The 24,172-nt window shown below is 40.2% G+C and carries 23 protein-coding genes and 1 pseudogene; 14 read left to right on the top strand and 10 right to left on the bottom strand.

Going from position 1 to position 24,172, the window contains the following annotated elements:
• Positions 1 to 248: 248 nt before the first annotated feature.
• The 7 genes and pseudogenes from dps (at position 249) to DP116_RS01820 (ending at position 6,275) form a co-directional block, all read left to right on the top strand.
• Positions 249 to 833, top strand: coding sequence for a DNA starvation/stationary phase protection protein Dps (dps, locus tag DP116_RS01850; protein ID WP_169153551.1), 585 nt, complete (start codon positions 249 to 251; stop codon positions 831 to 833).
• A 504-nt stretch (positions 834 to 1,337) separates the two neighbouring features.
• Positions 1,338 to 2,054, top strand: a complete 717-nt coding sequence (locus DP116_RS01845; RefSeq protein ID WP_169153550.1) for a pirin family protein — start codon at positions 1,338 to 1,340, stop codon at positions 2,052 to 2,054.
• Positions 2,055 to 2,212: 158 nt separating this feature from the next.
• The gene (locus tag DP116_RS01840) at positions 2,213 to 2,953 is read left to right on the top strand and encodes an SDR family oxidoreductase (RefSeq protein ID WP_169153549.1); all 741 of its coding nucleotides are present in this window, start codon (positions 2,213 to 2,215) and stop codon (positions 2,951 to 2,953) included.
• Positions 2,954 to 3,236: 283 nt separating this feature from the next.
• Positions 3,237 to 4,439 (top strand): RNA-guided endonuclease InsQ/TnpB family protein, encoded by a 1,203-nt coding sequence (locus tag DP116_RS01835; RefSeq protein ID WP_169153548.1) that lies wholly within the window; start codon positions 3,237 to 3,239, stop codon positions 4,437 to 4,439.
• Positions 4,440 to 4,559: 120 nt separating this feature from the next.
• Positions 4,560 to 4,853, top strand: coding sequence for a hypothetical protein (locus tag DP116_RS01830; protein WP_246275441.1), 294 nt, complete (start codon positions 4,560 to 4,562; stop codon positions 4,851 to 4,853).
• A 145-nt stretch (positions 4,854 to 4,998) separates the two neighbouring features.
• Positions 4,999 to 5,934, top strand: a pseudogene (locus DP116_RS01825) (MGH1-like glycoside hydrolase domain-containing protein); the annotation flags it as partial.
• A gap of 2 nt (positions 5,935 to 5,936) precedes the next feature.
• Entirely contained in the window at positions 5,937 to 6,275 is a 339-nt protein-coding gene (locus tag DP116_RS01820) for a site-specific integrase (protein WP_169153546.1), read from the top strand.
• Here the strand turns inward: DP116_RS01820 and DP116_RS01815 are convergent.
• The 10 genes from DP116_RS01815 to DP116_RS01775 all read right to left on the bottom strand — a co-directional run bounded on the left by DP116_RS01815 (position 6,267) and on the right by DP116_RS01775 (position 17,179).
• Positions 6,267 to 8,582 (bottom strand): COG1470 family protein, encoded by a 2,316-nt coding sequence (locus DP116_RS01815; RefSeq protein ID WP_169153545.1) that lies wholly within the window; start codon positions 8,580 to 8,582, stop codon positions 6,267 to 6,269. The two genes, DP116_RS01820 and DP116_RS01815, sit on opposite strands and share 9 nt — an antisense overlap.
• Before the next feature lie 16 nt (positions 8,583 to 8,598).
• Complete coding sequence (locus DP116_RS01810) at positions 8,599 to 10,857, bottom strand: WD40 repeat domain-containing protein (protein ID WP_169153544.1); 2,259 nt, start codon at positions 10,855 to 10,857, stop codon at positions 8,599 to 8,601.
• Between the two features lie 85 nt (positions 10,858 to 10,942).
• The gene (locus tag DP116_RS01805) at positions 10,943 to 12,490 is read right to left on the bottom strand and encodes an FHA domain-containing protein (RefSeq protein ID WP_169153543.1); all 1,548 of its coding nucleotides are present in this window, start codon (positions 12,488 to 12,490) and stop codon (positions 10,943 to 10,945) included.
• Between the two features lie 9 nt (positions 12,491 to 12,499).
• Entirely contained in the window at positions 12,500 to 12,649 is a 150-nt protein-coding gene (locus DP116_RS30085) for a DUF6760 family protein (RefSeq protein WP_339381556.1), read from the bottom strand.
• Positions 12,646 to 13,023 carry a phage tail assembly protein gene (locus tag DP116_RS01800; RefSeq protein ID WP_169153542.1) on the bottom strand — a complete coding sequence of 126 codons (378 nt, stop codon included), beginning with the start codon at positions 13,021 to 13,023 and terminating at the stop codon, positions 12,646 to 12,648. The genes DP116_RS30085 and DP116_RS01800 overlap by 4 nt, the downstream gene beginning before the upstream one ends.
• A gap of 43 nt (positions 13,024 to 13,066) precedes the next feature.
• On the bottom strand, positions 13,067 to 13,441 hold the full coding sequence (locus DP116_RS01795; protein WP_169153541.1) for a hypothetical protein: 375 nt from the start codon (positions 13,439 to 13,441) through the stop codon (positions 13,067 to 13,069).
• 20 nt (positions 13,442 to 13,461) lie between these two features.
• Positions 13,462 to 13,950: a phage tail protein gene (locus tag DP116_RS01790; RefSeq protein ID WP_169153540.1), complete on the bottom strand. Its 489-nt coding sequence runs from the start codon at positions 13,948 to 13,950 to the stop codon at positions 13,462 to 13,464.
• Between the two features lie 26 nt (positions 13,951 to 13,976).
• A complete protein-coding gene (locus tag DP116_RS01785; protein ID WP_169153539.1) occupies positions 13,977 to 14,432 on the bottom strand; it encodes a phage tail protein in 456 nt (151 codons plus the stop codon).
• A gap of 101 nt (positions 14,433 to 14,533) precedes the next feature.
• Positions 14,534 to 16,195 (bottom strand): phage tail sheath family protein, encoded by a 1,662-nt coding sequence (locus DP116_RS01780; protein ID WP_169153538.1) that lies wholly within the window; start codon positions 16,193 to 16,195, stop codon positions 14,534 to 14,536.
• Between the two features lie 81 nt (positions 16,196 to 16,276).
• Positions 16,277 to 17,179 carry a Pvc16 family protein gene (locus DP116_RS01775; RefSeq protein WP_169153537.1) on the bottom strand — a complete coding sequence of 301 codons (903 nt, stop codon included), beginning with the start codon at positions 17,177 to 17,179 and terminating at the stop codon, positions 16,277 to 16,279.
• A 262-nt stretch (positions 17,180 to 17,441) separates the two neighbouring features.
• On the opposite strand from DP116_RS01775, the gene DP116_RS01770 reads away from it, so the two are divergent.
• The 7 genes from DP116_RS01770 to DP116_RS01740 form a co-directional block, all read left to right on the top strand.
• Positions 17,442 to 18,566 carry a sensor histidine kinase gene (locus DP116_RS01770; RefSeq protein ID WP_169153536.1) on the top strand — a complete coding sequence of 375 codons (1,125 nt, stop codon included), beginning with the start codon at positions 17,442 to 17,444 and terminating at the stop codon, positions 18,564 to 18,566.
• A 27-nt stretch (positions 18,567 to 18,593) separates the two neighbouring features.
• Positions 18,594 to 19,280 carry a response regulator gene (locus DP116_RS01765; RefSeq protein ID WP_246275440.1) on the top strand — a complete coding sequence of 229 codons (687 nt, stop codon included), beginning with the start codon at positions 18,594 to 18,596 and terminating at the stop codon, positions 19,278 to 19,280.
• Between the two features lie 23 nt (positions 19,281 to 19,303).
• Positions 19,304 to 21,436, top strand: a complete 2,133-nt coding sequence (locus tag DP116_RS01760) for a substrate-binding domain-containing protein kinase family protein (RefSeq protein ID WP_169153535.1) — start codon at positions 19,304 to 19,306, stop codon at positions 21,434 to 21,436.
• Positions 21,411 to 22,010: an FHA domain-containing protein gene (locus DP116_RS01755; RefSeq protein WP_246275439.1), complete on the top strand. Its 600-nt coding sequence runs from the start codon at positions 21,411 to 21,413 to the stop codon at positions 22,008 to 22,010. Before DP116_RS01760 ends, DP116_RS01755 begins: the two co-directional genes overlap by 26 nt.
• Positions 22,011 to 22,269: 259 nt before the next feature.
• Positions 22,270 to 22,509 (top strand): hypothetical protein, encoded by a 240-nt coding sequence (locus DP116_RS01750; RefSeq protein WP_169153534.1) that lies wholly within the window; start codon positions 22,270 to 22,272, stop codon positions 22,507 to 22,509.
• Positions 22,509 to 23,027, top strand: a complete 519-nt coding sequence (locus tag DP116_RS01745) for a phage tail protein (RefSeq protein ID WP_169153533.1) — start codon at positions 22,509 to 22,511, stop codon at positions 23,025 to 23,027. Before DP116_RS01750 ends, DP116_RS01745 begins: the two co-directional genes overlap by 1 nt.
• A gap of 17 nt (positions 23,028 to 23,044) precedes the next feature.
• A partial coding sequence (locus tag DP116_RS01740) for a hypothetical protein (protein ID WP_422614240.1) occupies positions 23,045 to 24,172 on the top strand: 1,128 nt, incomplete at its 3' end.

The following is a 24,172-nucleotide window of genomic DNA, read 5'->3' as shown; positions in this document are numbered from 1 at the left end:
CGTGCGGGTATTGAACCCCCTCAATTGACCCCATGACTTTTTGCAAAATGACACCATTCGCGATTCGCCTTTACGGTCGTACATTCAGTGGCATAGACAACCATCGCAATTGATTATGAATTGAAGAGTAAAATATTAACAATAATTATAATTCTTTCAGCAAAAATTCCATCTGTCGGTAGAGAGTTTCCGAGAGCATAGCAGTATCTGTAAACTTGTTTTGTCACCCCCATCAGAGAAGCAGAACTATGAGCGACAATAACCTATCCACACGTCTTTACCCAACCCGCATTGACATTCCTGCTGAGGCGCGCAAGCAGATCGCTGGCATTCTCAACCAGACTCTAGCCGCAACATCGGATCTGAAAAGCCAAGCCAAGCAAGCGCACTGGAACGTTAAAGGCACCGACTTCTACCAGTTGCACGAATTGTTTGATGAAATTGCAGGTGAGTTAGAAGAGTACATTGATATGTTTGCTGAGCGCATCACCGCCTTGGGTGGTTATGCTTGTGGCACAGTTCGTATGGCTGCTGCAAATTCATTCGTGCCAGAATATCCTACTGATATTTTAATGGGTATGGAGCATGTCACAGCTTTGGCAGAGCGCTTTGCACCCTATGCTAAGCAGTTGCGGGAAGCTATTGACAAAACGACCGAGCTAGGCGATGCTGACACCGCTGACCTTTACACCGAAGTGTCTCGTACCATTGACAAGCGCCTGTGGTTCCTAGAAGCGCATTTGCAAGCTGCTGTCACCCAAAATGGAAATGGTAATGCAGGCAATATTAAAACTGAAGAGCAAGCTGTTGTTAGACAAGCTGCTGTCAGATAAGTCTGTTGTTGCTAATAGCTAATAGCTATTAGTCATATATTGTAGGCTGGGTAACGTTGGTCAACCCAGCTTATCTTTTATGAAACACTTAGCTCAATCCAACCTATAGTAATCGTGATTGTTAAGTGCAAAGAAATTAATTTGACAGTATCTTTTTGGTAAGTACAGCACTTTTCAGTGCGTACTTTTCATTTTATATGTACATATTTTAAGATTGAGATAGTTAAAAAACAGGTGCAACAAGGCAAATCTAAAGAAAAATTTTTTTTCGTGATTTTGTAAACATCGCCGTTGTAACCTAGTATTCAACCATACCTAAGTGGAATATTGATTCACGAAATCCCTAGTTTTTCGAGCAATCAAGAAGAATCATTTCAGTAGTATTGCCACCAAAGAGAAAGTTTGTCCATGCTCCCGCTTTTGGAACCAGAATAGATGACTGGTAGCCAATAAAGGTGCTTAATGTTTTTGCTGCAATCAATCATCAAAATGGAGGGAAAATCTATGGCTTCCAATACCAAAACTCACCTCATTCATGATCGAAATTCACGCGGTCATACCAAGATAGGCTGGCTAGATAGTTACCACACATTTTCCTTTGGTAATTTTTACGATCCAGACCGCATGGGATTTCGTTCTCTACGAGTTATTAACGATGACCGCGTTGTTCCCGGTGCTGGTTTTGGGACACATGGACACCGCGATATGGAAATCCTCACCTATGTTCTAGAAGGAGCAGTAGAACATAAAGACAGCTTGGGAACTGGTTCAGTCATACGTCCCGGTGAAGCGCAAATTATGAGCGCTGGCACTGGTATTATGCACAGCGAATATAATCCTTCTGAAACTGAACCAGTTCACTTTCTACAAATTTGGATTCTTCCTGACAAACAAGGATTGCAACCAAGGTATGATCAAAAAGCTTTTTCCCTTGAAGAAAGACGCGGGAAACTGCGTTTAATTGGTGCCAAAGATGGACGTGATGGTGCTATCATAATTCATCAAGATGTTGACTTATACACATCTGTTTTGGAACCTGGTGACGTTATCAACTATCACCTCAAACCCAATCGTTATGCCTGGTTGCAAATAGCTCAAGGCATAATCACCTTGAATGGTGAAGAACTTAGAGCAGGTGATGGCGTGCAAATGAGTGGCGAAGAACAACTCGAAATTAGTACCAACATTGGTGCAGAAATTTTGCTTTTCGATTTGGCGTGAAACCTACCTGAAGAAATAAAAATTCTTGTTCAGCAGTAGCTCATTCTCTATAATTCTCTAAGGACATAGAAGCTCCCAATCTTGCTCCCAGGTTGCACCTAGGGGCAAGATTCATGTTAGTGGAAAGTTAACTCAAGGTTAAGTAAAGGAAATAATTTATGGCACCTCTTGCAGGAAAAATTGCAATCGTTACAGGATCATCACGGGGAATTGGACGTGCGATCGCACTCAAATTGGCTGGTAACGGTGCATCAGTTGTGGTTAACTATGCAGGAAATGCAAACAAAGCACAAGAAGTTGTTACAGAAATTGAAAATCTTGGAGTACAAGCAATTGCACTCCAAGCCGATGTGAGCAAAGTTGCTGATATCCAGCGACTTTTTGAGCAAACAATTGAACGTTTTGGCAAAGTCGATATTTTAGTCAACAACGCTGGCGTTAATTTCTATAAGCCACTTATTGAGGTAACAGAAGAAGATTTTGACAAGATTTTTGCCATTAATGTCAAAGGCACTTATTTTGCTTGTCAACAAGCTGCACACCACATGGCAGATGGTGGACGCATTATCAATTTTTCTTCATCAACAACTGCTATGATACTACCCACTTATAGTGCGTATGTGGGAACGAAAGGTGCTGTTGAACAAATCACAAGAGTTGTGGCAAAAGAGTTGGGAGGACAAGGTATTACAGTTAATGTTATCTCTCCTGGTCCAACCGATACAGAACTGTTCAGAGAAGGCAAAACAGAAGAACAAATAAATCGTTTCTCTCAAATGGCAGCTTTAGGACGACTGGGACAAGTACAAGACATAGCTGATGTTGTGGCGTTTCTTGCTAGCGATGAAGCGCGGTGGATAACTGGGCAAAATGTTCGCGTTAACGGCGGAATAGCTTGAGATGGTCATTTTTATAGTCCCAAATGAAGAGTTCTTTACCTCGCTCCGTGAGAAGGCTCCCACCATAATCTTTGATTTGGTGGTGAGGACGCCAGATACCTACGGAGGGAGACCCTCCTGCAGTACTGGCTCATGAATCACGGGACAAAAACGAAACGTCCTCCAACTGATTTCTTGCACAGCAAGGACAAGGAAGGGGGACAGTTGAGTTTTTGTCTATCTCTGTGGACACCTCACGAGCCAATAGACTATAATTTACGCTATAACGTTGAGCGTAAATAAGATGTTGGTGTTTGAGGCAAAACTGGAAGGAACGAACGAGCAATATGGAAAGCTGGATGAAGCTATCCGTACTGCCCGATTTGTTCGGAACAGTTGTCTCAGGCACTGGATGGATAACAAGGACATTGACAAATATGACCTGAGCGCATATTGTGCTGTCCTTGCAAAAGAATTTGAGTTTGCCAAGAATCTCAACTCCCAAGCTCGCCAAGCTAGTGCTGAACGAGCTTGGTCGGCAATATCTCGTTTCTACGACAACTGCAAGAAAAGCAAGCCAGGAAAGAAAGGATATCCACGCTTCAAGAAAGAACAAACACATGGGTCTGTGGAATACAAGACCAGTGGCTGGAAGCTTTCCAACGATAGACGGTATATCACTTTCTCTGACGGGTTTGAAGCGGGAACCTTTAAAATGTGGGGAACCCGTGATTTGCATTTTTATCAGTTGAAGCAGATTAAACGTGTTCGCGTTGTCCGTCGTGCTGACGGGTACTATGCTCAATTCTGTATCGACCAAGAACGAATTGAGAAACGAGAACCAACGGCTCACAATGTCGGTATTGATGTGGGATTGAACTACTTCTACACCGATTCTGACGGAAATACAGTTGCAAATCCACGTCATCTTCGTAAAAGCGAAAAGTCGCTAAAACGTCTTTCTCGTCAGATGTCCAAGACCAAAAAGGGGTCTAAAAACAGAGCCAAGTTTAGAAACAAGTTGGCTCGCAAGCATCTCAAGGTAAGTAGGCAGCGTAAAGACTTTGCCGTGAAGACAGCAAGGTGCGTAGTCCAGTCTAACGATTTGGTAGCCTATGAGGACTTGAAGGTGCGAAATATGGTAAGGAACCGACACCTTGCCAAATCTATCTCCGATGCAGCGTGGACGCAGTTCCGCCAGTGGATTGAGTATTTTGGGAAAGTGTTTGGCGTAGTCACAGTTGCTGTGCCACCTCACTATACTTCTCAGAACTGTTCTAACTGTGGCGAAACTGTCAAGAAAGCTCTCTCAACCAGAACACATACTTGTCAACATTGTGGGCATATTCAGGACAGAGATTATAACGCAGCTCGCAATATCCTTGAATTAGGACTTCGTACCGTGGGGCACACGGGAACTAACGCCTCTGGAGACATCGACCTCTACTTTGGTGAGGAAACTCCTCAAAGCAAGTCGAGTCGTGGAAAGAGGAAGCCTAAGCAGTGATGCTTGGAATCCCCCGCTGTAACGGTACTCCGTTCAGCGGTGGGAGGATGTCAAACTAGAAACAGTCATACAAGCAAGAAGAACATAATGCAAGACACTTCACACAGCGAATATGGCGATATGTACTCACGCCTTATAGCGATAAGCCAGGAGGCATTGGAGAGCGCATATTACGAAACGGCTTACCACGCGCTGTGTGCCGCTATGCACTATGCCTATATTCAGAGCGACGAGCATCGTTTAGAAATGGTGGGACAAGCAGCAAAAGCACAACTTGATTGGATTGACGCCAACGCAAAAGAACACAAAATGTCAACTCAGTCCGTCATGAAACGCAGCGGTGTAAACCTATATAACTCGCTTTTGACACAAGTGCATGCAGACCTAGTAATCTTACGACAGAAAAAACGCTAAGAACGTACCAAGCTTGGGGAAGGGCGTTTTGGAAATTTTTTGACCTAAGCGAGGAATTTCAATACCTAAGAAGGATTTATTAGTAGTTGTTTCCCGACACGCTTGAGTAATGGTTATTTAAACTCACGATTTGTAGCAATTTTTAATGAACCAGAACGACAATCTTGATGCCGAGTCCCAGCGCCTTAGAGAAGAGGTGCGAAGAGAGAAAAACTGGAAGCGCTGGGGACCGTATCTTGCAGAAAGGCAATGGGGAACTGTACGTGAAGATTATTCAAAAGACGGTTCATCCTGGGATTATTTGACTCACGATCAAGCACGCAGTCGGGCTTATCGGTGGGGTGAGGATGGACTTTTGGGGATGTGCGATCGCCAAGGACGTTTGTGTTTTGCCCTCGCCCTCTGGAACGGGGTTGATCCCATTCTCAAAGAACGTTTATTTGGGTTGAGTAGTAACGAAGGAAATCACGGTGAGGATGTAAAAGAATGTTACTTCTACCTCGACTCAACACCAACTCACTCTTACATGAAAGCGCTCTACAAATATCCTCAAAGTGAATTTCCCTACACGCGCTTAGTTGAGGAAAATCGTCACCGGGGTCAAGACCTAGGTGAGTTTGAACTTATCGATACTGGGATTTTTGAGGAAAACCGCTACTTTGACATCTTTGCCGAGTATGCCAAAGCTGCTTCTAACGACATCTTAATTAAAATTACCGTTGCCAATCGCAGTTCACAAGCTGCAACACTACACCTTTTGCCAACAATTTGGTTCAAAAATACTTGGTCTTGGGGTCGTACAGGCGAAAGTTATTGGTCTAAACCGTGCATTGAATATAAAAAAGATGGAGAACTGTTACTTTCTCAGGAAACACTCGGTAAATTCCGCTTTGTCGTTGAACCTCTGCCAAATATTGATGCACCAACTTTTCTGTTTACTGAAAATGAAACAAATGCAGCAAAGTTGTTTGGTGCAGAAAATCCTAGTCCTTATGTGAAAGATGCATTCCACGAGTACATTGTGAATGCACGTAAGGATGCAGTCAATCCGGAAATGGTAGGCACAAAAGCAGCACCTCACTGATGAAAAAACACGCCCCAGCAACAGCGAATAAAATGTTGTGTGCGTTAAGGAGGGTGTTGCAAGAAGCTTTCAAACTCGACCTCATAAGTGCCACTGACTACCAAAAAGCTGTAGATTTACGTAGTATTAAGGCGAGTAAAAAACAACGAGGTAGGCGACTCAAACCCGATGAAATTACTGCACTCATTCGGGTTTGTCAAGCTGACTCCTCACCGCTGGGTGTGCGAGATAGCGCGTTAATTGCACTACTGCGGTGTGGGTTAAGAAGGGCGGAGGTGGTGGCGCTGCATTTGAAAGATTTTGATGCGACAAACGTCATGTGTATTGTATTAAAATAGTGGTCTTGAACGTGGAGAAGCAGGAAGAGGTTTAAAGATATTTTGTGTAGGTGAGGGAGAAGGTGTAATTAAGTCAGATGCCGGAGTGGGTTTCGGTTTAACGATGATTAAAAATCCTTTTGGTTGAGGAGGGAGCTTGCCAAATTTGTCTGTAACTGTAAGTATAATTTGGCGTGGAAAGTTCACGTCAACAGGAATTTGGGATGTGTTACCAGTTTGTGGAACTGGAACGTCTCCGTTGTTGAGAGATAGTTTGACTGAAACGTTTTCTCCTTCTACTTTCCAACTTACGGTGATTTGATCTCCTTCATTCAAAACAATACTTTGTTTTTGGCTGTTGTCAATATTATTAATTTTAAAAAAAACAATTTTAAATGGTTTGGGTAATATTTCGACTGGATTTTGAGCTTGCTTATTACTTACTTGATCGCCAGAAATAGCGCTGATGTCATAAGTAAATGTACCTGGGTTAGATGCAGGTAAAGAAAATGTACATTTGAGCAAGTTATTTTCTTCTTTGCATTTTTGGAGTTTGGGGTCTTTAAATTTCCCATTTTGAAATTCTAGTGTGACAGGATTACCTACTAGTAAATTGTTTGTTTTCTTGTTAATTATCAGCTTGTTAAGTAATTGCGGATTCTTAATTGTCAAGGACACAGATACGCTTTCACCAGTTTTATACTGTGATTTATCTACTTTAAAGTCTACTACTTCAGCTATTGGCTTTTTGGTAATTTCAGTTTCAGCAGTTTTGGTAACGGTTTGACTTCTGCGGTTAAAAAGCGGTGAACCCTGTAGATAAGATACTTGCAGTTCAAAAACGTATTTACCTTGATTTTTAATTCCGGTTGTCACACGATTACATTCCAATTCTTCCTGGGGTTTGAAGTTACAGGGAGGATACTGATTAGATTTAACTGGTTTAGTTAGTTCATTAATATTATTTTTTTTATCAAAATATACATGGCCATTATTTGGTAGTTGTGGAATGACCACTACCAATTTTTCTATTCGGTTAGGCTTATAGTTATTAATTTTCCAGTTTAAGCGAACTTCATCACCTTCAGTTATTTTTCGCTTATCAGTACTAAAACTTTCAATTGTTAACGGTTCGGGGTTTAAAAGTCTCCAAATCATATATGAGATGCCTGCAAATAACCCCAACCCTAGTAAAATTAATAGTAAAAATTGCCACCAAGGACGTGCTTTCCATAATAAAGTGGCTTGAGGAGATGCATTAGCTAAAGGATAGCTTTGCTTATCTGTAATATTAACTTCAAAATTAATTGGTAAAGGTTGACCGAAGAATGGTCGGCGCCACCAAGGGCCAGGTTTAACTAAGAGACTTGCTTTTTCGGTTGTATTGGGTAATAATTTAAATTCACTAGGATCAAATTTGTAAGTGCAAATTTCTTCTTCATCCCTAGTTTTAGCATTAAAAAATAGTTCCCGTATTAAGTTGCCTTGATTATTAAGTGCTAATTCAAAGACGCCATCTTTCTGGCTAACTTTTCCTAAAATCGTATTAAGTTCTATACCTAACTGATAATTGGTCGGTAGATTAATGTATATTAAATCTAGCAGTATCAAATCCGGATTATTTTCTGAAAGCAAGCGAATCGTTGGAGAATAGCTACCAGCGAGAGTATCAATAGGAGGACGAAATTCTAAAGAGATTTCACCTTCAGAATGAGGGTTGAGTTCTAGCGCGCTGACATCAAATAAGCCTGCTCCTTCCAACCCAGTAGCAGGGTAAGATATTTTAAACCAACTTTCATCTAAATCAGGACAAGTCAAGCGGAATCTGTCTACACGGTTCGAGCGATTTTCGACTTTTACCACCACTTGTAAAGGTTGGTCGATTCTGTAAGTTATAAGTTTATTTGGATTTGTGGCAGGTATAATTGAAAAAGTTGGGTCAAAAGCGCGGATAACAGTTTGTTCTTTGAGTAAAACTTTGAGTTGACCGGGAAAGTTTATCGGAGTATCTTGCGGATAATGTTCTGGAGAATCAACGACAAAAGTATAATCATAGGTACCCGCCAAAGCATCAACTGGAATTTCAAAATCAAACGTAACTTCGTCGCTACTTTCCTTCGGCGCCACTGCTAAACTAGCTCTTGGAGAAGCAGACCAACCACTAATTTTTTGAAATGTCTCGTCAAAAGTAAAAAACAAATCAATAACAGCGCTTTGGTCGCCCTCATTAATCACGACAGCATAAAGTGATACAATATCTCCTGGCATTCCATATTGAATTCCAGGCGGATTAATAATAATGGATAGTGGATTAGTTCTTGCTTGCATAATTGTTTAGATTATTTTAGTTAATATGGTGGAGTCTGACTTTAAAATCTTCACTGCCACTAACCACGATTCCTTGACTGCTTTTTACGTCAATGCTTCTAATTTTTGTAGAACCTGGGAAAATAGTTTTACCTTCTGGCAAATTTGTTTTGTCGAGTTGATAACCCGAAGTTAAATACCATACAACTATTCGTCCGTCATCTCCACCACTAACTAGAAATTTACCATCTTCACTAAATGCTAAAGTTCGTATAGGATTTTTTGACTCGTCTTGCCAACGGTCTAACAGTTTACAATTAGCGTCATTGATTTGCTGTTGATTATTATTGGTTGTAGGTTTACATTGTTTTAAGTCCCAAATTGCAATAAATCCAAACGAGTCGGATGTTGCCAAAATTTTTTCTTGCGAGTCAGGAATAAAAGCTAACGATAAAACAGAGTCTTTTTGTTTTCCTCTTCCATCTATTTTTTCCAGTCTTTCGACTAATATTTTTTTGAATGGGTTGTTAGGTTGATTTTTATTCCTATGTAATATTAAAAAACGGTTATACTCGCCCGAAACCACAAGCATTTCATCGTCGGGACTCAAAGCTAATGCACGGATTCCAAAACGTGTTAGTTTTTGTTCTTGCTGTTTTTCTAGCTCAATGACTACTGGTTTTTCCTGGAAATTTGTAGTAGTCGATTCTCTCGACCATACTCTTACTTTACCTTTACCTGAACCACTGAATAAATTAAGCGAGTCTTTGGTAAATGCTAAATCAAATACTTTGTCGCCTTGTTCTTCAGGGTCTGGAATTGGAATTCTTTTACCTGTAGGTACTTCTCTCAACTCAATTCTTCCATTCTCTAGACCGATAGCAACACGGTTATTTTCAACTGGTACAAACCTTACAACTGTAATTGGATTGTTGGCAAATGCTAATACTCCTTTTGGTTTTTGAGGTTTAGCACATCTGAAATTTTGTTCATAAGGTTTTGATTCTAGTGTTGCATCTTTATTTGGTTCTATAGAATATTCTCTAATACTCCAATATCTCAATGTACAATCATTAGAAGCACTAACAATAGATGAGCCAGTACCGCCACCGATAATGCGAACTGAATTTACAAAACCTGTATGTGCAATTGCTTCTTGGTTAAACTGCTTCCACCAAACAAGTAGTGCTGCGAGCAGTGCCAGAATCGCTAATTGTAACCACAAAGGTATAATTGGTAAAACCTCTAATTCTAAACTTTGAGTAGCAGGGTCTGTACTGCCTAACCTTTGGTCAGATAGTTCTGCTTTTGCTTCTAAAAATAAAGTTTTTCCGATTCCGATCCAAGGACGTTTTGTTTTAACATCTAAAATTACTTTTACTGTCTCTCCTAAATTTAAATTCGCAATTTCAGGTAACTTCTTAAATGTACATTTTCGCCAATCTCTACCCTGAATTTGCACATTAATTTCTTGATGTAGATTGCTGACATTTTTAAATAGCAATTCATAGGAAGCACTATTAGACTTCCAGTCCGGCAACCACAAACGCCGAGAAGGAATTCTTTGTTTATTTTGTGGCGTGCTAAAATTAATATAACCTACAGGCAATACTTCCAAATTACCTTCTGCATTAGCTGGGTAACTATTATTGCTTGTAGCTTCAGCAATAAACAAGTAATTTAAACTAGGTGCTTGAACTACAGAAGGTGGCTCACATCTAAAACTCACTTCCGTTTGACTATTAGCATTTAAGGTAAACCTCCGTTCAGCACTGTTAGTCACCCAAGAAGCATCGATACCTGTTAAATGCAACAGTACATTACTAGCTACTTGTCCCTGATTTATAACTCGTACAGGTATATCTATAGCGTTGCCTGGATATACTTGAAACGTGCGTATTGGTAGTTCAACACTAATTAGAATTGGTTTCTTATCTCGCTCAATTTCCAAACGCAGTATGAGTCTGCGTTCTCGTGCTAGCTGAGGAGAAAATATTTTTACAGACAGGTTAACTGTACCAACGAATCCAGGAATTGGCGTATTAAAAATAAATACTTGGAATTTAGTGCTACTACCGTGAGGTTGAGCTGCAGCAACTTCTGGTTCAAGACGATACCAACGGTAATTAGGATTGCGAATTTCACCAGCAGCGATAATTTCTAATTGAAAATTGGCAAAGCGATCGCTGTCATTATTAACAGTGACTTCAAAAGAAACCTCGCCTTGATTTGGTCGATAAGTTAAGCTTTGCGTTGAAAGACTAGCGCTGATAAGATTATCACTATTACTATTCATATTATTACAATTCGTAGCGTTCGTAGCTCGTAGTAAGGACTTCAGTTCTTCAAAATATAAGCGCTGAAGTGTTTACTACGAACTGCTAATCTTTCAAATTTTTGAGATAATAAAGAATTGCTTTTGCTGTTGGTAAATTCGTGGCAAGTAAAACATTGTTGATATTACATATCCTCAATAGTGCTTCTTCACTTGCTTGACCTTGTTGAGGCGCCATCATTAAGTCTCTGAGATAAATTACTGCGAGAATTTCTCCAGAGTTAACTAGTGAGTTAATTGCTTGATACCCTCCCGAATTCGCTGGAGGAATTTCTTGGGTGACGCTTAGACCTGTTTGTTTGTACAAATCATCGCTGAAAGTTTGCCATGTTCTCGTTAAGCAGTACGATAAAAATTCTTTGTATTCAGATACTAATTCTGTAAGTTCAGATTTTTTGCTCTGGTGAGCGACAAGCAGGATCTGTTTTTCTTCGAGAATTTTAGCAAGCTGTATAGATGATTTTTCTTGTTCTTCTAGTTCTTCTGATTCTTGATTTTCTGATGGAATTTCTTCAGTCTGTTGACTTGTCGCTACTAATTCGCTTTCATGTGGTGTTAAAATAGAAGTGTCCTCAAGCACCAATTCTTTCTCTGTTTGTTGAGATGGTGTATCTAAATCAAAATTTTCGCGCTCGCTGTTTATTGCTTTGATAATTTCTCTTTCTTGCTCTTGTGTATGTGGAGCAATTTCTTCCTCATGTTCTACATTAGGAATATTCTCGGTTTCCGGTTCTGGACTGGCGATATCATGGGCTTGAACAATGCTATACTCAGACACCTCAATATCGTGTTCTATGATTGAAACATTCTCGGTTTCCGGTTCTGGACTGGCGAGATCGTGGGCTTGAACAATGCTATACTCAGACACCTTAATATCGTGTTCTATGATTGAAACATTCTCGGTTTCCGGTGCTGGACTGGCGAGATCGTGGGCTTGAACAATGCGATCGGATTCGCTGGCGTCAGATTCTGCTGTGGCTTGTAAGGCAACATCTGACGCGCTTGTTCCATGCGCAGAGGGGATAGCGTTATCAGGTGTGACAATATCGTCAGGCTGAATAAAAATTTCTTTAGATTGTTCTACTTCTTCAGATGTATTAACAATTTCTGCTTCTTCATGTTTTTGACTAATTTCGGCAGCAGGAACAGAACTAACTGATTCGTTATTAACAGGTTGTAATTCCTGTGGTGTAGCACTTTGATTTTGATTTTGGCGCCAGTTAGAAAATTCCGAAGGATTAATAATTCTAACTACTGTTTCCGCTTGCTGGCTATCTGGCATTTCATCTTCTATCACCAACACAAAATCACCGATGCGAATAATATCGCCATCTTTGAGTATGTATGAGTGGTTTTTCTCAGCCAATTTGCCGTTGACTATCGATCCATTCCGACTACCGAGGTCGCAGAAATAATAATTTCCTCCTTGAGAAAAAAATTTACCATGCGATCGACTAACATCAGTACTATCGAGAACCAAATCAGAATCAGGAGATCGACCAATTAAACATTCAGCGCCTCGTCTGGTTGTTAGAGTCAGATCAACTTCCTCGAATTCGCTTTGTGTTGGAGATATGGAAATTTTGACTTTCATATTGATGTTCTAGTTAATTTTCTGGTTAATCTTATTTATTTCCGTTACCCATCGCTGACGAGTAATATGTTCTAGGTTTAAAATATCGTCTTGCGACCAGTGAAAATGGTAAGCAATAAAAGCTACCTCCTCATATAAAGTATCTGAGGGGTAGCTTATGACTCCCCCGCTAACTCTAACCTCACGTTAAATTGCGTATCACAGTGTGGGCAATGGGCTGGGATATATGCATTCGATTGCTGATTAATTCGGTTGTAAAATTCTCTGAGGTAATAAATATCACGCAATACTAACTCTTCGAGTTGTTCGGGAGTTACAGAGTTCAAACTGCCTAAGCGCGAGATGACCCGCGAAAGCATCACTAAAGCGCCGTAAGCTGGATTTTCCTGAACTTTACGTTCTTGCTGCACCCAAAGTTCATCTTTGGCAGTAGCTAAACGCATAACACCATGACGATGTACCCGGTCTTGGGAATCGATTAATCCTCTAGGAAGCGTAAAATTGAATTCAGTACAAAGTTCCTTACGACGCATAAATAATGTAGAGACGCGATATATCGCATCTAAATTCTTAATTTTATGGGATTTTTGAATTCCCGACTTCTTCAAGAAGTTGGGAATCTGAAACCGGGGGTTGAGAATCTGAAATTGGGGGAGTTGCAGGTTCCAAGCCGTTGATTTTACGGTAAAAATCTTGGAGGTAATTTAAATCCTGGCTAAAGAAGTTTTCTACTATTGCAGGAGTAACTTCAGATAAGGCACCTAAACTAGTAATTACACGCGCCAAAATAATAATCGTGGCATAAGCTGGATTAGCTTTAACACGCGGGTCACGTAAAGGAGAAATTTCGTCTATCGCTGTTGCTAAACGCATGATACCTTTACGATGGAGGTTGCCGTCGGAGTCTATATACCCTTTTGGCAATGTAATCTCAAACTCTGTTGCAAACATAGTCTGTATTCAACCTCCAATTATTTCACTCGTTTGAATTCCTCAAAAGCCACTTCGACTTCCTCAATTTCTATTTCTGTGCTGCGGGCGTTGACATCGGCAATTTTGTAACGAGTGGGCCAAGCACCTTCCATTTCAAACCTGGCAACTTCAACACTTGCTTGATTGTAAATCGACAAAGAAACCATTTTTCGCTGCTTTGCCCACCCACCTGTTTGAACTTTATCAAACCAGTTCCAGAAATCTATTGAGTTGGTCATCCCTCTACGGAGAGTAATATTGCCACTCTTAACATTGCCGGGAATTTTGGTTCTGACTGGTAAACCTTTAGATTGTCCAGTTCCCCAACTTTGGGATGTTACCTCACAAATTTCAATGACATCCTGTGTTCTTGTAAAACCTTGACACTCTAAAAAGTAAGCATCAGAATCTTTTTGCCCGTCTAGCGCTAGCCCTAAATAGAAACGATGTGCCGTAAGAATCTCAGGATTTTGCCCAGCTTGTACCACTGTTTTCTCTTCCCCCTTTCCCCTTCTTACAGAATACGTTCAATTCCTTCGTGTACTAATTCAATAGTTTCATTTGCCATATCGCCACCCGATGCTGTTAAGGTGGGTCCTGTATATTTACAGGGATAACATCTTTTTATGTTCCAACGTGCTTTTTCAGTACCTTGTTGGTCGTAAGCTACTACCGAACCATCATAACGATTAGACATCCACTGACGTGGATCCCCCATGTCTTCGTTACATTTTTTATACCAAGCATATAGATCTTTATCATCAGTCGCTATAACTTTTATTGTTATGTTAGTAAATTTAACGACAGTTGGTGTTGCTTGGCGCGAGATTACTCCTTTTTTTGATGAGCCGTGAACTTCCTGTGCAGGGGTATTTTCTACACCCAAGCCACTGATTTCTTTGATAAATTTATCAGTGATTACACTTGCTTCAAAGTAAAATTTACAAGCAGTAAGAAATTCTCCTGGCATGATGTTTTATACTCCTGTTTAATTTGTGAAGATGTAGATTAAGAAACGAACCACAAAGGGTACAAAGGACACAAAGAAAGAGAGACAAAACGAGAATTTTGTTACTCTTCGTCTTCAATTCCATTCCACTGACTGATACGGAGGATGACGAATTCTGCTGGTCTAACGGGACATACACCGACTTCGATGTACAAACGACCTAGAATTCTGGTATCTGGTGGGTTTAATTCTTCGTCGCATTTAACGTAAAATGCTTGTTCGGGTGAGGCTCCAAATAATGCTCCTTCACGCCAGATTCTTTCTAGGAAATTACTGACAGTTCGGCGCACGCGTGCCCACAAATCTTCGTCGTTTGGCTCGAATACTACCCATTGAGTACCGAGTTCTAAAGATTTTTCGATGTAGCTAATCAATCTACGAACGCTGATATAACGCCATTCGGTTTTATCAGGTTCAACTAGTGTACGGGCGCCCCAAATACGAATCCCTCGATTGGGAAATCTCCGGATACAATTTATACCCAATGGGTTTAAAAGTTCTTGCTCGCGGAAATTGGTATCGTAGTCTAAACCGATAACACCTCTGGGTACTTCGTTGGCGGGTGCCTTGTAAACTCCGCGAGTTTCATCGGTACGACCCCAAACACCCATCACATGACCGCAAGGAGGAACGCTGATTGGGTTGCCGCGATCGCGTGGGTTAGCGACTTTAATCCAAGGATAATAAAGGGCACCGAACATGGAACGGCGATTAAATCGGTTCAACCATTCTACAACCTGCTGCGGTTTGGGACAGTCAGGAGGAGAATCAAGAACTACCATGCGGTTGGGCGGGTTAGGAATATCCCCAGTGTTGGCGCCTTCGCACATGCTTAGCATCAATTCCATGATGGCGTGAACTTGGTCTAAGTTCATCAATTCTGATTGATACGCACGCATCAAGTCAGGACAAGCAACCATTGTGATTTCATCGATTTCAAATAGACCGCGTACCCCTGTGCGATCGTCGCGTACACCCTCGATATCGCTGGAAAATCTATCGGGTGGCGTGGCAGGTATTGGTGCTGTAAGTTCGTATTGACCATTTCCGGGACGACGCCCTAAAGGTTGTCCAGTTTGAGAAATGTCTTCGATGGTTATGAACATCGAATTTCGCAATGCCGTAACTGCATAAGTTGCAAATTGGCCATTGCCTTCGCGGTTCATTGTCAAGTTGTCATATTCTTCGAGAGTTTCATCTCCTCGACGAATTTGCACCTTGAAGTATTCACCTGTATTCGGTGGGACAGATCCTTCTGTTCCTTCTGGTAACGGGCGAGGTCCACTATCGCTAATCACGATTGTCATCGTGCCTGCGGCAATTTGTTCCGGACGCATGGTAAACTGTAGCGAAGGACGATTGCCTCGACCAGTAATCCGAACTGAAGCTGGTTGTGGGTCTGGTGGTTTGGGGGCATTGGGTAACTGCGTACCAATACTGGTAATCCAGCAGCGACCACCACCATTCATAAAGTAGCCATAAACTGCAAAAGGCAAATAAGCATTGAAATCAGTAAAACCATCCGAATTGGGACGGGAAAAATAGTTTAAATACTGTGTCCAGTTAGTAACAAGCATCGGCTTGAACAATTCAGCCCCACCGCGCACATCTTCAGTAAAGCCTACAAATCCAGCAATTGCCGTACTAACACCTTCGATTGGACGACTACCTCGGTCTATTTCTTCGATATAGACACCCGGAGCAAAATAATCCAGTCTTGCCATAAAAATATCTCCAATGTAAAAATTTAATCAACCATCTGCATAAACGCGATATATCGCGAATTGATGCATAATTTCGCGTCTCTACGCCGGATTTAATGAGATTTCTTTGAAGGTACAGCTTGAACCATCTACCAAAGCATTGACTTGAAGGGGCAAATATCCCGGACTGTTGATTTGTAATACATAGTTACCATTACGAAGTTCTTCAAAGTAGAACAACCCCTCTTTATTGGTAGTAGTTGATTCTTTAGTTCCGATCACCTCAACTTTTGCTTCCTTCATCGGTAAATTGGTAACAGCGTTTTTGATTATTCCTGCGACTACTACCCGCTTGGTGAAACTTTCAATACTTCCATTTCTATGAACACTTGCATTTTCCAGTTCAAGTTCAGGTTGAAAATTATTGTCTACTCCGATAGTCCGTTGCCAAACTAAATATACTGGCGATACTTGCGGCACTACAGGAACTGTCACCATCAGATACAAAGCTGGACGTAAAGCAATAGTTAGCGCACTCCACAAAGATCCAGCTTCAATTTGCGGTTCTACAGCAACCGTCAGATTCAAATTTCCATAACCGCGCAATTCGGGAACCAGAAACTCTTCCTTGAGGGCACGGTGGCGTAGTAGTACACCTAAAGCTTGCGAAAGCAGGTAATGCTCACCTAAAGCCGTCCGATCCCAAGCCGTTAGTAGCATAGAAACATCAAACCAGGTCGGAGACCAATTCAAAGAAGCAGATTGCGTAACTTGTTTGCGCTGGCTTTCAACTTGCTTAGCTTCTGTCAGCTTGCGTTCAACTTGCCTTCCCGAATGCTGGATTTGCTTACTCTCACGAATGTCATAAACGTACAAATTGAGAATCGGTCCTCCACCTTCTTCTTTACGATTACTCGGATGACTAAACTCAATTTGCTCCGTACTAGAAAGCGATGTTCCTCCAGCGATAATTCCTGCTAGGGTTTGAAGAATATAAATAATCATGTAAGCATGATGTCCATACTTGCTACTAACGCTTCTCAGATATGTCTAGGTTATATGAATGCAAACTCTTCTGGTAATTAGACTTTTGTCGAGATTTCGTCCAAACTCAAAAATCATTTATTTCTTATAAGTAATAATTACGTAATATTAAAAAATATGAAGATATACTAAGAAGGCTGCTTTTTGCTGCATAAGGAAAGCTAAACATCTACTAAGTAGAAGTAAAGGGAAACCAGAATCTACTATCAAAGTGAGTAAAGCTATGAATATCAGCTTCTCTCTTGAAAAACAAAAAAGTAACTGCCATGATTTACACGCATTTGATACAGAAACTTTTATTGGGTTACAAGCAGAACAACTTACCTTTCATGAGTCAATTTGCTTTGTCCGTATACTTTACTACAATCCTTCGTTAAAAGCATTTAAAGAAAGAATCGAATACGCAGATAATCAACCTAGCTTTTCTCAACAAGAAATAGCATATTTACGCTCGGAAGCTTGGTTAACAGATTTTCCTCATGTTTGGAATGTACATGAATTTCAACTTGCCCAGTTTCCAAAATATTTTTCTTACATTTGTCCTATCCGTTATACAAATCAAAAACCAGAATATGTTCAAATAATCACTCACACACCTCTTGGGGAGAAATCGCGGCGTTACGTCACAAATGCAGCCCAAATGCTAAATCAATATATAGATATATGCTTAGATAATTTGCAGCAAAAGTCTAAGACTGAGATACTAGAACAGGTGCTTCATAAAGTTGGTCATCAATTGCGGAATAACATTGCTCTAGTCAAACTTTACGCACACAATTTATTTTTGGGCTTAAAAGATAATTCTTGGCGCGAGCAAGCAACAATCATTTGCGAGAGCGTGAATGATTTAGATACCAATCTCACCGATATAATTTCCTGTGGTCAAGAGTCTAATTTAAAAATAATTCCTCAAGACCTCAGAAGTATAGTAGACGAAAGTATAAAATATTTACAGCCGTTAATTAATCAAAAACAATTAAAAGTTAACATCCCTGATACATCTGCTACTTTACCTTTAGATAAGTTACAGATGAAGCAAGTGTTTGATAATTTACTTAGTAATGCGATTCACTTTAGCCCTAATTCTGGCGTCATCACCTTTAGTTGGCAGGTTTTTTACGACGAAGTATTAATTAAAATTTCAGACCAAGGGCTAGGAATTTCACTCTTGGACATGCAAAAAATTTTCACTCCGTTTTATTCGCAGCGTCCTGGTGGTACAGGATTGGGTCTAACTATAGCCAAAAAAATCGTATTAGACCATTGTGGAAATCTTTGGGCAGATAATTTATCCGCAGGAGGGGCACAGTTTTGTTTGATATTACCTACTAAAAAGAAATATTACTAAGACGGGCTTCGACGGGCATCTCACAATATGGAAAAGATTATGAACAATAAACAAATTTCGATTTTACTAGTAGATGATGAAGAGCGTTTTCGTCAAGGCTTGCGAAGTCTTTTGGGTTTTTATAGCACTAGTGCTTCATTACCTGTGAATGTTGTAGGTGAAGCAGATTGTGTTGAGCAAGTTGTGAAATTAGCGATTCAAAAGAGTCCCGATCTAATTTTGCTCGATTTAGAATTGGTGAATAGTGATGGAATAACAGCTATGGAACGCTTGAAAGATATTTCTTACTCTGGTCGGGTTTTGGTTTTATCTGCCCACCAAGAAGATAAGTGGATTTTTCAAGCTATGCAAAAAGGCGCCGCTGGCTATGTTTTTAAAAGTCGTGTGGCAAATCAGCTTTGTGATGCAATTAATACGGTACTTAAGTCAGAAATTTATTTGCCACCGGAAGCGGCAAGTGGTTTTTTCCGCTGTTTTCAAGAAAATGCTAGTTCCGTTTATAAAGCGTCTTCGCAGTTACATCTAACCGAAAGAGAACAAGAAGTTTTACAATTATTGACTCAAGGCGCCTCAAACGAAGAAATAGCAAAAAATCTATATGTGACTGTCGCCACGGTCAAAGCTCATCTGACGAATATTTTTGAGAAATTGAAAGTCAGTAGTAGGACTCAAGCAATTGTTGCTGCTATCAAATTAGGACTGGTTCAAGCTTAGTATTAATTGAGTGAATTTATATTATGTCTTCTACCGAATTATTTTACAAAGAGTACCCCTGTTCTCACAATGCTCACTTGGATTGCGAAAAAGTAATAGAAACTTTGCAGGAAGTCAAGGGCGCCAAGTTTTGTTTTGAGTGTGGTTTTCCGACAATTTTACCGGAGGAAGCTGAGATTAAAGGGTATAGGGGTAGCTATCGGGTAACAAAGTTTCTCGGCGTACGGGGTTTTGGACGTTTATATTCGGGTATACAGCTAAAAGACAAACAGCCAGTAATTATTAAAGAGTACTTGTTACCTAGTCGTACTTTTAACCAAGATGAAATAAACAAACGTAAGGAAGCTTTTAGACGTGTAGGAGGGATAGATTTAGCAGATAATCGAGTTCAAAACTTTCGCTTGATTCAAACCTGGGAAGCTATTAGCCCCGAAAAAGGAGAAAGCTGTTATTTAATTACTAAAGATGTACAACCATCCCAAACGCTGAGACAGTACTTAAAGCAAAATGGTGCAATGACGCCGGAACAAGTCCGTGAGTTGTTGAGTGAGGTGCTACAAACTCTAGAGTTTCTTCACTCCCAAAAGCTGCGTTTTTCTTCGAATCAAATACAGCGGGGTTTAGAGCATGGCAATATTAATTTAGATAGCGTATTAATTAAAGTCGAAAATAAACAAAGATTTGTAGTTTATCTATGTGATCTCGCTATCTGGGAAAACCTATTTATTCCCCCTAGCATTCCTCAACCCAAAGCGAAAACTCACGTGCAGGATTTAGAATCTCTAGGGTTAGTAGCGTTCCAGTTATGGGTTGGGCAAACCCAGCTTGACCCCAAAGACCATCAAGTATGGCCCGATAATGATAATTATTTAAAACAGTTTATCTATCGTCTGCTTTCTCTCAATACTCCTTACGGAAGTGCAGAAATTGCGCGTCAAGAACTGCTAAAACTTCCTCAACCCGACGAAAGTGATAATTTACGTCCATCTTCTGACTCTCAAGAACAAAAAAAGCGCTTTTTTAAAAAATATTGGTTATGGCTGGGAGTGCTGGCTTTTTTATTGCTGGGAGGCGCCATCTGGTATTACTTTTGGCAGCGTTTCAAACTCGACGAAGATCAATACTTAAAATGGCAAGGACTTGCACAAAATTTCTCTAAAGTAGATAACGTACCTTCTGGAACATTTACTTATACAGGAGAAAAGGATGATACTTGGAGTTATATTTTGAGACAGAACGCTGAAAATGCCGAAACGAAATTAAACGATATCTTCACCAATCCAAAACCAGATGCAAAAGTAACATTTACCTATCAACAAGTTCGGTCTAGCGATATCACAAAAGTTAGTAAACCTATAGAAGAAGTGCAAAAAGGTGGAAAAGACTTTGCCATAACGACTTTATTCGACAATATCACACCTGATATGAATTCACAACAAGTTGCTTATGATGGTTTACTGGTGTTTATTGCATTTAGTCAAAACGACTTTAGTCTCCATAAAAAATTGGATGGTAAAATCTCTCTTGAAGACCTGCGTGGCATATATACAGGCAAAATTATAGATTGGCATCAAATTAACAAAAATGCTCCTCGTCTTCCAATTGAACGTTATGTCCCAACTGAACCAGAAGCGATACAGCAATTCAAAAAGCTAGTTCTTAAAAACAATTCACAGGACATAGCTTTATTTGAGGAAATTACCAAAACTCGAATCAGAGCCACAGATTTTACCCAAAGACAGATTCGTACTGCAAACAAGAAAGGACAGACTGGTATTATAAGTTTCGGTATTTTTAGTAAAACTTGGAACCAGTGTTCGGGTTATCCCTTAGCAATAGTCAATGATAACAACAAAACGATTCAACCGCTGTTAAATCCCATTAATAAACGACCAATTGAACCTTCATATAACTTCTGCGATCGAGCAGATTTTGATACTAGAAGCTTTCAGGCAAATGGAACAGCAAATTATCCTTTGGGATATCCTTTGTATGTAGTGTATCCTAAAGACAATACTCGTCAGTTAGGAGGTTTTACTTTTGCTGAACTGCTAAAAACCCGTCAAGGTCAGTGTTTACTTAATCAGGTAGGTCTTGTTCCCTTACAACCTATGCCTAACCATATAAAAAATGATGCCTGCAAATCGGTGCCCTAACCCTAACTGCGAATATTTTAATCGTGCCTTGCCAAACAATGCCAAGGTATGTCCTTGGTGTTCAACTCCTTTAGGTAATGTAATTCCTTCTACACCAAGTAACCCAACCAACTCACAACCAGTTCAACCACAAGCACCAATACAGGAACAACCAAGCTATCAACCTCCTCCTTACGCAACACAATACCAGCAGCGCGAATACTCACCCCCAACACCCCCTGTTTACAACGCAACTCCTCCAAGACTGCCAGTTTTGAAACTTGTCCACTCTACCGGTAGAGAGTTTCAATTGAGGAGTGAAGGTGGTTCGATCGGGCGTAGAAGTCAAAATATGCCAACTCCACCAGAAATTGACCTAACTGGCATTCCTCACGAAGGAATTGTTTCTCGACGCCATGCCCGTATATTTTGGGACTGGTCGCAAAATGCTTATATGATTGTTGATACCAGTACAAATGGTGTTTATTTAAACGGTAATCTTCTTAATTCTGGTGTATCTTACCGCATACTCAACGGTGATTCTTTACAGCTTGGTCAAGATGGTCTAGTTACTTTTATGATCGCAGTGATGTAATTATACCCCACATGTAGAGACTTAATTAATTAGGTTTCTACAATACACGCTACGCGATCGCAACCGAAATATCTGGTTTTGTTGATAATTGAGAATTAAAATCCGAGTATACAAGTTAGACCTTTGGCTAATTTTGATTCTGAAGCTGTACCTTTAGCCTAGATTTAATAGCAGATGCGGTACATTAGATTCCCGACTTCTTAAAGAAGTCGGGAATCTGAACAATCTGAACACCGCGTTAAAAATAAACATAACAATTATGGACTTAGAGAAAAGAGAAGTCTTTTACACACCTCTTGGGGACGTTGGTGGAACCGGAGGATATGTTGGTATTTCAGCAGTATCTAATCCAAGCAGAGTATCTTCATATGCAGAACGATGTCTTAAAGACTCGCTTTTGTTAAATACACTCACTCGCAGAGTGTATGAACTGTTACTTGAAGATATTCGTAATCAGCGAGAGAGAGTAAGTAACTACGGTCAAAAAAGGTGGTTCTGATGGCAGGTAGTAATAATAGCAACATTACTCATGAACTAAATTATGTTACAACCAATCGGTTTTATATCGAGATCGAAAGCGCTATAGCTGCGTCTTTCACTGAATGTTCAGGACTAGGCGCCCAAATTCAGAAAAAGGTTATCCACGAAGGAGGTGTTAACGACCAACAGAGGGTGTATTTGGGACAAGTCCAGTTTAATGACGTGACATTGAAGCGGGGTGTTACTGACCATCCAGGTTTTTGGAATTGGATAAGTGAAGTTTTTGATGAACAGGGAAAAACATTTCGACGCAATGTAAATATTTTGGTTTTTAATCAAGCAGGTGAAACGATGATGAGTTGGACACTTATTGGTGCTGTTCCTATTGGATGGAAGGCGCCTGCATTGCAAGCAGATGGAAATGCAGCAGCAATTGAGGAATTAACTTTAGCTTATGAAGGTTTACAATTCGGGAAAGAAAAAGGTGGAGGTAATAAGTCAACACGGATGAAATCAGGATTCTTTGAGTCTAAGTAATACCAAAATAAAACTATATGGATATTCAACCATTGGCAAGCAAAGTCAATAGACTCGGCTTAGGTGAATCTTTATGCCAACCCAATAGATTAACTTTGAGACAAGAATCTAATCATCGTCTCAGTAATTCCGCTTATCCTATTGCTAAGTATACACCGCTAACTACATCAAAATTTTTATTGCCAAGTCATCAAAACAATAAATTTTTAAACACCGATTCTTTAGCAAATTTGAATTATTGGAATGATAGTGATGGGAATATTGATTTATTTCCCGAACTAGAAAGTTATCCTCAAAATGAGGACATCAGTGTTAATAGTACCGATGCATTATCAGTTCGCAATCACAGCAGTGTTAATAACAATGAACTAGCTGAGACATTAAGTTCAAATAATTTAGGTGATTTAGATACACCTCAGCGTAAAAAAGCAAATAATAAACCGAAATCTCAGAGAAAAACAAAATCCAAACCGACATCAGATTCTAAACCTCAACCTAAAAAAACAACCAAATCCTCCAAGACTAATAAGAAGGGTAAACATGAAGTTTCACCATTACAGCAAGCTTCAACTCAAACATTTAACCCGACAACACCAAATATCGAAACAACGACACCTGTTTTTGAGCCTACAGCATCACCAGAAACTTCTGAAGTTTCACCATTACAACAAGCTTCAAACCAGACATTTAACCCGACCACACCAAATATCGAAACAACTGTGCCTGTTTTGGGTCAACCCGCATCACCTCAAACTTCAGAAGTTTCACCATTACAGCAAGCTTCAAACCAGAAGACTAATCCGACTGTACCGAATTTAGAAACAACGCTACCAGTTTCTGAGCAAACAATACCACTTCAAACTTCAGAAGTTTCACCATTACAGCAAGCTTCAAACTACGACAATAACGCGACCATACCAAATATCGAAGCAACGGCAAATGTTTTGGGTCAACCAGCATCACCTCAAACTTCAGAAGTTTCACCATTACAGCAAGCTTCAAACCAGACATTTAACCCGACAACACCAAATATCGAAACAACGACACCTGTTTTTGAGCCTACAGCATCACCTCAAACTTCAGAAGTTGTACCATTACAGCAAGCTTCAAACTACGACAATAACGCAACCACACCAAATATCGAA

The sequence above is a fragment of the Brasilonema bromeliae SPC951 genome, assembly GCF_012912135.1.
In the GTDB taxonomy this organism is placed as follows: domain Bacteria; phylum Cyanobacteriota; class Cyanobacteriia; order Cyanobacteriales; family Nostocaceae; genus Brasilonema; species Brasilonema bromeliae.
This window is presented reverse-complemented; position numbering and strand designations above follow the sequence as displayed.